The sequence below is a fragment of the Streptomyces mesophilus genome, from assembly GCF_011044995.1.
GTDB lineage: Bacteria > Actinomycetota > Actinomycetes > Streptomycetales > Streptomycetaceae > Streptomyces > Streptomyces mesophilus.
Genome location: NZ_JAAKZW010000277.1, coordinates 1 through 9,911, shown reverse-complemented (window position 1 = coordinate 9,911; position 9,911 = coordinate 1). Strand labels below are relative to the sequence as shown.

Genomic DNA, 9,911 nt, shown 5'->3' with positions numbered 1-9,911 from the left:
AGCTCGAAAATGAAGGGCCGGTCGTCGCGGGCGGGGGAGCGGTGTGGTGGGCGGCGGGGCGTGGCGAGAGCGCGGGCGGTACTGGGAGCGGTCCGGTGCCGACGTACGGCATCGGGCTGCAGGTCGACCGGAAGAGCCCGGCCGGCCGCGGGGTGGCACGGGGTGTGGAGCTCGCGGTGGCGCAGTTCAACGCCCGCGACGACCGGCCCTTCATTTTCGAGCTGCGTGAAGTCCCCGGCGTGCCCACCGAGGCGGCGGCCACGGCACGCCAACTGAGCGCCGACAAACGGGTGGTGGCGGTGATCGGGCCGACCTCCGAGGCTGCCGTGCGGGCCGTCGTCCCGATGTACAAGAAGGTGTCCATGCCGCTGCTGCTGACGACACCGGCCGGCAGCGACATGGACGGGACCCGCAACCGAGGGCTGCTGAAGCTCAGCCCGGACCTCAACACCCAGGTCAGCGCCATGACTCGCTTCCTGTCGGCCGTCGAACCCGTCACCAGGACGGCGGTGGTCGAGGACCGTGCGGGCGGTGAGATGAGCTGGCGTCTGGCGCGTGCGCTCAAGGAGTTCCCGCCATCCGAAGGGCGCACGACCGTGCACCAAGTGGCGGCCGAACGCGGCGACTTCGCCGCGGCGGTCAGGGCGGCGCTCGCCGCGGGAGCCCAGGCCGTCGTGTACGCGGGCCTCTCGTCCGGGCGCGCGGCCCGGCTGGCCCGCGCCCTGACCGAGGCCCGCTTCCAGGGGCCGCGGCTGGCCGCCGAACCGGTCATGACCGGCTTCGCGGCGGCTGCGGGCGAAGCCGCGGAGGGCTGGACCTTCACCGCCACCTTCGTGGACCCGGCCGAACTCCCGCGCGCCGAGGAATTCGTGGCCGCCTACCGCGAGCGCTACAAGGTCACCCGGACCGACCGCCATGCGGTGGAGGCGTACGACGCGGTGCAGTGTCTGGCCGCGGCCATGTCGGCGCTCGGCACGGAGCGCGTCGAACGCGGTGCGATAGCGGGCCGCGTGGAGAAGACCACGTACAAGGGACTGGCGAAGACGCTCGCCATCAGCGAGGCCACGAACGCCCTGGTGATCAGCAACGGCCTGTTCCTGTGGCGCATCGAGGAGGGGCGTGAGCGCTTCCTCGGATTGGCCGAGGACCTGTGACGAAGGACCTGTGACGTACGAAAGGGGCGCCCGCAAACGCGAACACCCCTTACCGCACAGCCAAGTTGAAGCTAGCCCACAACCGTCCACGTATCGCCGCCCGCGAGCAGCGCCCCCAGATCACCCTTGCCGTTCTGCTCGATGGCGGTGTCGAGTTGGTCGGACATGAGCGTGTCGTAGACCGGGCGGTCGGTGGAGCGGAAGACGCCGATCGGGGTGTGGTGCAGGGTGTCGGGGTCGGCCAGGCGCGAGAGCGCGAACGCGGTGGTGGGGGACGCGGAGTGCGCGTCGTGCACCAGGATCTGCGACTGGTTGGCCTCGGTGACGTCGACGACCTTGAGGTCACCGGTCAGCGAGTCCCGTACGACGCCCTTGGCGCCGTCGACTCCGAAGCGGATCGGCTGGCCGTGCTCCAGACGGATCACGGCTTCTTCGGCCTGCTGCTTGTCCTTCAACACCTCGAAGGCGCCGTCGTTGAAGATGTTGCAGTTCTGGTAGATCTCCACCAGTGCGGTGCCGGGGTGGGCGGCCGCTTCCCGCAGCACCGAGGTGAGGTGCTTGCGGTCGGAGTCCACCGTCCGCGCCACGAACGAGGCCTCCGCGCCGATCGCAAGCGACACCGGGTTGAAGGGTGCGTCGAGTGAGCCCATCGGTGTCGACTTGGTGATTTTGCCGACTTCGGAGGTGGGTGAGTACTGGCCCTTGGTGAGTCCGTAGATCCGGTTGTTGAACAGCAGGATCTTCAGGTTCACGTTGCGGCGCAGGGCGTGGATGAGGTGGTTGCCGCCGATGGACAGTGCGTCGCCGTCACCGGTGACGACCCAGACGCTCAAGTCCCGGCGCGAGGAGGCGAGTCCGGTGGCGATGGCGGGGGCGCGTCCGTGGATGGAGTGCATCCCGTAGGTGTTCATGTAGTACGGGAAGCGGCTCGAGCAGCCGATGCCCGAGACGAAGACGATGTTCTCCTTGGCGAGCCCGAGCTCGGGCATGAAGCCCTGCACGGCGGCGAGCACCGCGTAGTCACCGCAGCCGGGGCACCAGCGCACTTCCTGATCGGACTTGAAGTCCTTCATGGACTGCTTTGCCTCGGCCTTCGGCACGAGGGAAAGCGCCTCGATCGTGCCCGGACCTTCCGTGATCGTCTCAGCCATCGATGGCCTCCTTGAGAGCCGTGGCGAGCTGCTCGGCCTTGAACGGCATGCCGTTGACCTGGTTGTACGAGAGGGCGTCGACCAGGTACTTCGCGCGCAGGAGCGTCGCGAGCTGGCCGAGGTTCATCTCGGGCACCACTACCTTGTCGTAACGCTTCAGGACCTCGCCGAGATTCCGCGGGAACGGGTTGAGGTGCCGCAGATGGGCCTGCGCCACGCTCTGTCCCGCAGTACGAAGTCGCCGTACGGCGGCGGTGATCGGGCCGTACGTGGAGCCCCAGCCGAGGACGAGAAGGCGCGCTTCGCCGGTCGGGTCGTCGACTTCGAGGTCGGGGACCTGGATGCCGTCGATCTTGGCTTGGCGGGTGCGGACCATGAAGTCGTGGTTGGCCGGGTCGTAGGAGATGTTGCCCGTGCCGTCCTGCTTCTCGATCCCGCCGATACGGTGCTCCAGACCCGGCGTGCCCGGGATCGCCCACGGCCGGGCGAGGGTCTCCGGGTCGCGCTTGTAGGGCCAGAAGACTTCGGTGCCGTCGTCCAGGGTGTGGTTGGGTCCCTGGGCGAACTGGGTGCGCAGATCCGGGAGTTCGTCGACCTCGGGGATCCGCCACGGCTCCGAGCCGTTCGCCAGATACCCGTCGGACAGCAAGAACACCGGGGTGCGGTAGGTCAGCGCGATCCGGGCCGCCTCGATCGCCGCGTCGAAGCAGTCGGCCGGGGTCTGCGGCGCCACGATCGGCACCGGCGCCTCACCGTTACGGCCATACATCGCCTGCAGCAGATCGGCCTGCTCGGTCTTCGTCGGCAACCCCGTGGACGGCCCACCACGCTGAATGTCCACGATCAACAACGGCAGTTCCAGCGACACCGCGAGACCGATGGTCTCGGACTTGAGCGCCACCCCCGGCCCGGACGTGGTCGTCACCGCAAGCGAGCCGCCGAAGGCCGCACCCAAAGCCGCGCCGATCCCGGCGATCTCGTCCTCGGCCTGGAACGTGCGCACGCCGAAGTTCTTGTGCTTGGACAGCTCGTGCAGGATGTCCGAGGCCGGCGTGATCGGATACGAGCCCAAGTACAGCGGCAGATCCGCCTGCTTGCCCGCCGCCACCAGACCGTAGGACAGCGCCAGGTTCCCGGAAATATTGCGGTAGGTGCCCGTCGGGAACGCCTTCGCCGCCGGCAACACCTCATAGGAGACCGCGAAGTCCTCGGTGGTCTCACCGAAGTTCCAGCCCGCCCGGAACGCCGCCAGATTCGCCTTCATGATCTCGGGCTTCTTGGCGAACTTCTGCCGCAGGAACGTCTCGGTGCCGTCGGTCGGACGGTGATACATCCACGACAGCAGACCCAGCGCGAACATGTTCTTACTGCGGCCCGCGTCCTTACGCGAAAGGTCGAACTCCTTGAGCGCCTCGACCGTCAGCGTCGTCAGCGGCACCGGATGCACGCTGTAACCGTCGAGCGAACCGTCGTCCAGCGGGTTGGTGTCGTAACCGACCTTCTGCATCGCCCGCTTGGTGAATTCATCGGTGTTCACGATGACCTCCGCACCACGCGGAACATCACCGATATTCGCCTTCAGCGCGGCCGGGTTCATCGCCACCAACACGCTCGGCGCATCACCGGGGGTCAGGATGTCGTGATCGGCGAAATGCAGCTGGAAGCTGGACACACCCGGCAGCGTGCCGGCAGGGGCACGGATCTCGGCCGGGAAGTTCGGCAGCGTCGAAAGGTCATTGCCGAACGATGCCGTCTCCGAGGTGAAGCGGTCACCCGTCAGCTGCATACCGTCGCCGGAATCGCCCGCGAACCGGATGATCACCCGGTCCAGACGACGGACCTCTTTTTCCGTGGACGCTTTGCGCTGTTCACCGACAACGTCACCGACCACGGCACCGTCGGTCTGCTCGGCTGGGCTACTGACCTGGCTGGTCACTGAACTGGACCTCCCTCGAGGCTGTGGCACGGAAGTGACCGGCCGACCGGTCCTTCCAGGGCCACCCTACGTCGGTAAGGGTCGCCTTCCCTGGGGTGGTCAGATAGTGGACGGTCAAATGAGACGCGCGGATGCCCGACTTCGTCCCTGTTTCCGCCCCCATGGGATCACCCCCGGCCCCTTCGCTGAAGACGCTCTCTGCTCATCCTTTGGTTCTGGTCCTCCGGTCCCGCCTGGGTTTTCGCCCCCGGTCCCGGCCGACTCCGCTCTCGTATCTGACAGGGTGTCAGGTCGCTACGAATTGAGGTAGGTGAGGACCGCCAGTACGCGACGGTGATCCCCGTCACTAGGTGAGAGACCGAGCTTCAGGAAGATATTGCTGACGTGTTTCTCGACTGCTCCGTCGCTCACCACAAGCTGCCTCGCGATCGCCGAGTTCGTACGGCCTTCGGCCATCAGCCCGAGTACCTCGCGCTCGCGTGGCGTAAGCCCGGCGAGCACATCCTGCTTACGGCTGCGGCCGAGCAACTGCGCGACCACCTCGGGGTCGAGGGCGGTGCCGCCCTGGGCGACGCGTACGACGGCGTCGACGAACTCCCGTACCTCCGCGACCCGGTCCTTGAGCAGATAGCCGATGCCGCGGCTCGAACCCGCGATCAGCTCCGTGGCGTACTGCTCCTCCACATACTGCGAAAGCACCAGGACACCGAGGTCCGGGTGCTTTCCCCGCAGGTGGACGGCGGCGCGCACGCCCTCGTCGGTATGGGTCGGCGGCATCCGTACGTCGGCGACGACCACGTCCGGCAGCGCGTTCTGCGCGGCCAGCTCGCCGATGGTCTTGATCAGTGCGTCCCCGTCGCCGACGCCGGCCACGACGTCATGCCCACGGTCGGTCAGCAACCGGGTCAGGCCCTCCCTGAGCAGCACTGAATCCTCGGCGATGACCACGCGCACTCTGTCCTCCACGATCCGTCCGTCCCCCCGGCCTTCACGGCACTTGCTTGTACGTCCAGCATCCCAGGGTTCGGGGGGATCTGCGGTCGCCTTGGGCACGCGGGCTTGCCGGCCTGGGGCAGGTGGGGCTGGACGTGGGTGTGCGGCCCGCGCCGTTCAGGGCGCGGGCCGCGGTCGGCGGGGTCTCAGCCCCGCCAGGGCAGCTCCGCCGTGATCGAGGTCGGCCCGCCCTTGGGCGAGTCCACCGCGAGCACACCGTCCACCGCGTCCAGCCGCTCCGCGAGCCCGCTGAGCCCGGAGCCCTGCCCGGGCCCGGCCCCGCCGATCCCGTCGTCCATGACCTGCAGCATCAGCCGGTTCTCCGAACGCCACACATCGACCGTGGCCCGCCGCGCCTTGGAGTGCTTGCTCACGTTCTGCAGCAGCTCCGAGACCGTGAAGTACGCGATGCCCTCGATGGCCGCCGCCGGCCGGTACGGCAGATCGACCTCGACCTGCACCGGCACCGTGCACCGCGCGGCCAGCGAGGAGAGCGCGGCGTCGAGACCCCGGTCGGTGAGCACCGCGGGGTGGATGCCGCGGGCCAGATCGCGCAGCTCCTGGAGCGCGGTCTTCACCTCGCCGTGCGCCTCGTCGACCATCCGCGCCGCGGCCTGCGGGTCCTCCCTGAGCTTCTCCTTGGCCAGACCGAGGTCCATCGCCAGGGTCACCAGACGCGCCTGGGCGCCGTCGTGCAGATCGCGCTCGATCCGCCGCAGGTCCGCCGCCGCCGTGTCCACGACCACGCCGCGGTCCGACTCCAGCTCCACGACCCGGGTGACCAGACGGGACGGGCCGAGCAGACCGAGCACCATCAGCCGGTCCACGCTGGTCAGGGCGCGGATGATCCAGGGCGTCACCAGCGTGATCAGCAGACCGATCAGGCAGGTGACGAGGATCTCGAAGGGGCTGTCCAGATAGAACTGGTGGGTCTCGTCGCCGTACAGCTGGATGCCGTCCTGCCCGGTGTACATCGGGAAGACCCACTGCCACAGCGGATACGTGAACAGGCTCCACCCGACGGTCCAGAACGTCACCGACACCACGAAGCCGAAGATCGCCCAGGGGAAGTGGAAGAGCGCGTACAGCACGTGCCGCCAGGACGCGCCGCTCTTGAGCACCGCGCCCATCCACGACATGGCGCCCTGCTTCTTCTGCCGCAGCGGCTCCGGGCTCTCCACGTCGAGGTGAAGGAGCCCGCGGGCCCGCGCCCGCTCGACGGCGCCGAGCCCGCGCAGTCCGGCGAGACCGGCCGCGAGCACCGGGATGCCGAGGAAGGTGATCAGGAGGCCGGCGCCGATGGAGATCATCGTGACGGCGTAGGTGAAGGTCAGGATGGACATCGGCAGGCTGAGCAGCAGATAGCCGAACTCCCGCCAGGTCCGCGCCTCGACCGGCGCGCGCAGCGCGGGCGGCAGGAAGTGACGCCGCGCGGGCTCCTGGCGGTCCGGGACGTTCGGGTAGTCGTCCTCGTCCGCGAACCGGGACCAGGTCCGGTGTCCGTATTCGGTCGCCATCTGCGTCGTCCGTTCTCGTAGTTGCGCTCTGCTGCGGCTCTTCAAGCCTCGCGTCCGGGAGCTCCGGAGACCATGCGGCCCGTCTCCGTTTCGACCCGGGGGTTTTCCCTACCTCCGGGCCGCTCTAGCCCCGGTCGCGGTCCCGCCACGGCACCTCGGCCGTCACCGTCGTGGGTCCGCCCTCCGGTGAATCCACCACGAACAGCCCGTCCACCGCCCCGAGCCGCTCGGTGAGCCCCGCGAGGCCCGTACCGCCGTCGAGGTTCGCGCCGCCGTGGCCGTCGTCGCCGACCTGGACCAGGAGGCGGGTGTCCGCGCGCCACACATCGACCGTCGCCGTCCGCGCGCCGCTGTGCTTGCTCACGTTCTGCAGCAGCTCCGAGACCGTGAAGTACGCGATGCCCTCGACCGCCGCCGCCGGGCGCTCGGCCAGATCGACCGTGACCTTCACCGGCACCGTGCACCGGGACGCCACGGAGGAGAGCGCCGCGTCCAGGCCGCGGTCGGTGAGGATCGCGGGGTGGATGCCGCGGGCCAGATCGCGCAGCTCCTGCAGCGCGAGCTTCACCTCGCCGTGCGCCGCGTCGACCATCTCGGCCACGGTGTCGTCGGCCTGGCCCTCGAGCAGCTTCTCCTTGGCCAGACCGAGGCCCATCGCCAGATTGACCAGCCGGGCCTGGGCGCCGTCGTGCAGATCGCGTTCGATCCGCCGCAGGTCCGCCGCCGCGGTGTCGATCACGACACCCCGGTCCGACTCCAGCTCGGCGATCCGCCGCTCCAACTCGTCGGAGGGGGACAGCAGTCCGCGCACCATCGCCCGGTCCGCGTTGGTCAGCGCCCGCGCGATGAACGGCAGCACCGGCCACAGCACGAACAGCGACACCAGCGTCACGGCAAAGGTGAAGACACCCCACGGCAACCGTATGAATTCGTACAGGACCGTGCGCCAGCCCACCGGGTCCTTCAGCCCGTTCCACACCCGGGCGATCAGGCCGTCGCCGCGGCGCGGCAGCGGGCTCGGCTCGTCGATCCGCACCCCGAGCATCCGCCGGGCCCGGCCCCGCTCCCAGCGGCCGAGCAGCCGGGCACCGGCCAGACCGAGGGCGAGCACCGGCAGGCCGATCACCGTCACGGACAGCAGCCCGCCGGTGAACAGCACGGTCACCACGTACACAAAACCGATCAGCGAGAGCGGAAAGTTGATCAGCAGATGGGCGATCTCCTTCCAGGTCTGCCCGTCGAAGGCGAAACGTGCGGGCGGCAGGCGGTCAGGCCCTCGCTGTACGGCGGTACGTGTGGTCATGCCGCCAAGCGTGCCGCGTCGCGCGCGCCCCCGCCATGAGGTCCGCCGCCCGGATCAACTGGGGAAAACCCCACCTCCGTGCCGACGGCCTGCTCACCCCCGGAGAGGCAACCCCTAGACTCCCGTGCGTACAGATCGTCGAACGGGGCGCAGACAGCTGCAGCGAGATGAGGGAGCGAGGTCCGGACGTGCCGGAGCCAACGGGTAGTTCACCGCTTCTCGCCGCCGATTACTTCGACAGTTATTCGGTAGTGGGGCTGCTGGCCGTCGTCGGCGTCCTCTTCGTGGCGGTCGCGTTCGGCGCGGGCAAGCTCCTGCGGCCCGTCGTACCGACGCAGGAGAAGTTCCTGACGTACGAGTGCGGAGTCGACCCCGTGGGCGAGGGCTGGGCCCACACGCAGGTCCGCTACTACGTCTATTCGTTCCTGTACGTGATCTTCGCCGTGGACTCCATCTTCCTGTTCCCCTGGGCCACGGTCTTCGCCAAGGCCGGATACGGCGCGACGACGCTGGTGGAGATGTTCCTCTTCCTCGGCTTCCTCGCCATCGGGCTGCTGTACGCATGGAAGAAGGGCGTCCTCGCATGGACGTGACACCCGCCCCTGTGACCCCCGGCCCCAGGCCCGTGGATCTGCCGGCGCCGAAGCTGGGCCCGCTGGCCCGGCTCGCGCCGCAGCCCATGAAGGTGGTCCTCAACTGGGGCCGCCGCTACAGCCTGTGGGTCTTCAACTTCGGCCTCGCCTGCTGCGCCATCGAGTTCATCGCCGCGTCCATGGCCCGCCATGACTTCATCCGGCTCGGCGTGATCCCGTTCGCGCCGGGACCGCGCCAGGCGGACCTGATGATCGTCTCCGGCACGGTGACCGACAAGATGGCACCCGCCGTGAAGCGGCTCTACGAGCAGATGCCCGAGCCCAAGTACGTGATCTCCTTCGGCGCCTGCTCCAACTGCGGCGGGCCGTACTGGGATTCGTACTCCGTGACCAAGGGCGTCGACCAGATCATCCCCGTCGACGTGTACGTGCCCGGCTGCCCGCCCCGGCCCGAGGCGCTGCTTCAGGGGATCCTCAAGCTCCAGGAGAAGATCGCGCGCGAGTCGCTCGGCGAGCGCTATGCGCCGGCTTCGGCGGCGGCGCTCCAGAGCGGTCTGGTTTCGCCGCCTCCGGCTCCGGCTTCGGCTTCGGGCCCGAGTTCGGCTTCGGATTCGGCCTCGGCTTCGGGGGAGGGTGCGCGGTGACCGGGTGGCTCCCTGGTGAGGTGACCGAGCTCTTCGGTCCGGACGCGACGGCCGAGGAGGCGTACGACCTGCTGACGGTCGACGTGCCCGCCGACTCCTGGACCGCCGCGCTGACCGTGGCGCGCGACCGTCTTGGCTGTACGTATTTCGACTGGCTGAGCGCCGTCGACGAGCCCGGCACGGGCTTCCGCGTCTGCGCGCACGTGGCCGCGCTGCACCCCGTACGCCGCCTTCTCGTCCGTACGACGGTCCCGCACGAGTCCGCGACGCTGGCCTCGGCGATCGAGGTGTACGCGGGGGCCGGATGGCACGAGCGCGAGACGCACGAGATGTTCGGCGTCGACTTCACCGGGCACCCCGGCCTCGACCCGCTGCTGCTGCCGGACACCTTCGAGGGCCATCCGCTGCGCAAGGACTTCGTGCTCGCGGCGCGGGTCGTGAAGGCGTGGCCGGGAGCGAAGGAGCCGGGGGAGTCGGAGCACGGTGGCCCGAAGCGGCGCCAGATGCTGCCGCCGGGCGTCCCGGATCCCAACGAGTGGGGCCCGCTCAAGGGCCAGCTTCCGCCCGCGCCGGCGCGTCCGGCGCGGGGCGGGGGGCGGGCCGCGGGCGCGGGTGCGGCG

The 9,911-nt window shown here is 69.3% G+C and carries 9 protein-coding genes; 4 read left to right on the top strand and 5 right to left on the bottom strand.

Annotated features, from left to right (window positions below; all coding sequences use genetic code 11):
• On the top strand, window positions 1-1,154 hold a 1,154-nt coding region (locus G6045_RS36195; protein ID WP_165336465.1), incomplete at its 5' end, for an ABC transporter substrate-binding protein.
• Window positions 1,155-1,225: 71 nt separating this feature from the next.
• On the opposite strand, the gene G6045_RS36190 is transcribed toward G6045_RS36195, so the two are convergent.
• The 5 genes from G6045_RS36190 to G6045_RS36170 form a co-directional block, all read right to left on the bottom strand.
• Window positions 1,226-2,305, bottom strand: a complete 1,080-nt coding sequence (locus tag G6045_RS36190) for a 2-oxoacid:ferredoxin oxidoreductase subunit beta (protein WP_165336464.1) — start codon at window positions 2,303-2,305, stop codon at window positions 1,226-1,228.
• On the bottom strand, window positions 2,298-4,241 hold the full coding sequence (locus G6045_RS36185) for a 2-oxoacid:acceptor oxidoreductase subunit alpha (protein ID WP_165336463.1): 1,944 nt from the start codon (window positions 4,239-4,241) through the stop codon (window positions 2,298-2,300). Before G6045_RS36185 ends, G6045_RS36190 begins: the two co-directional genes overlap by 8 nt.
• 294 nt (window positions 4,242-4,535) lie before the next feature.
• Complete coding sequence (locus G6045_RS36180) at window positions 4,536-5,195, bottom strand: response regulator transcription factor (RefSeq protein WP_328708026.1); 660 nt, start codon at window positions 5,193-5,195, stop codon at window positions 4,536-4,538.
• 185 nt (window positions 5,196-5,380) lie between these two features.
• Window positions 5,381-6,751, bottom strand: coding sequence for a sensor histidine kinase (locus G6045_RS36175; protein ID WP_165336461.1), 1,371 nt, complete (start codon window positions 6,749-6,751; stop codon window positions 5,381-5,383).
• A 124-nt stretch (window positions 6,752-6,875) separates the two neighbouring features.
• Window positions 6,876-8,054, bottom strand: coding sequence for a sensor histidine kinase (locus G6045_RS36170; RefSeq protein ID WP_165336460.1), 1,179 nt, complete (start codon window positions 8,052-8,054; stop codon window positions 6,876-6,878).
• A 167-nt stretch (window positions 8,055-8,221) separates the two neighbouring features.
• Between G6045_RS36170 and G6045_RS36165 the strand changes: the two genes are divergently transcribed.
• The 3 genes from G6045_RS36165 to G6045_RS36155 all read left to right on the top strand — a co-directional run.
• Complete coding sequence (locus G6045_RS36165) at window positions 8,222-8,647, top strand: NADH-quinone oxidoreductase subunit A (protein ID WP_165336459.1); 426 nt, start codon at window positions 8,222-8,224, stop codon at window positions 8,645-8,647.
• Window positions 8,638-9,291: an NADH-quinone oxidoreductase subunit B gene (locus tag G6045_RS36160; protein WP_165336458.1), complete on the top strand. Its 654-nt coding sequence runs from the start codon at window positions 8,638-8,640 to the stop codon at window positions 9,289-9,291. The genes G6045_RS36165 and G6045_RS36160 overlap by 10 nt, the downstream gene beginning before the upstream one ends.
• Window positions 9,288-9,911: NADH-quinone oxidoreductase subunit C (locus G6045_RS36155; protein ID WP_165336457.1), on the top strand; the 624-nt coding region annotated here is incomplete at its 3' end. The genes G6045_RS36160 and G6045_RS36155, both read left to right, overlap by 4 nt.

Excerpts from the sequence above, each read along its gene's own strand:
- G6045_RS36190 (WP_165336464.1), bottom strand. The coding sequence starts at position 2,305 with ATGGCTGAGACGATCACGGAAGGTCCGGGCACGATCGAGGCGCTTTCC.
- G6045_RS36175 (WP_165336461.1), bottom strand. The coding sequence starts at position 6,751 with ATGGCGACCGAATACGGACACCGGACCTGGTCCCGGTTCGCGGACGAG.
- G6045_RS36170 (WP_165336460.1), bottom strand. The coding sequence starts at position 8,054 with ATGACCACACGTACCGCCGTACAGCGAGGGCCTGACCGCCTGCCGCCC.
- G6045_RS36165 (WP_165336459.1), top strand. The coding sequence starts at position 8,222 with ATGAGGGAGCGAGGTCCGGACGTGCCGGAGCCAACGGGTAGTTCACCG.
- G6045_RS36160 (WP_165336458.1), top strand. The coding sequence starts at position 8,638 with ATGGACGTGACACCCGCCCCTGTGACCCCCGGCCCCAGGCCCGTGGAT.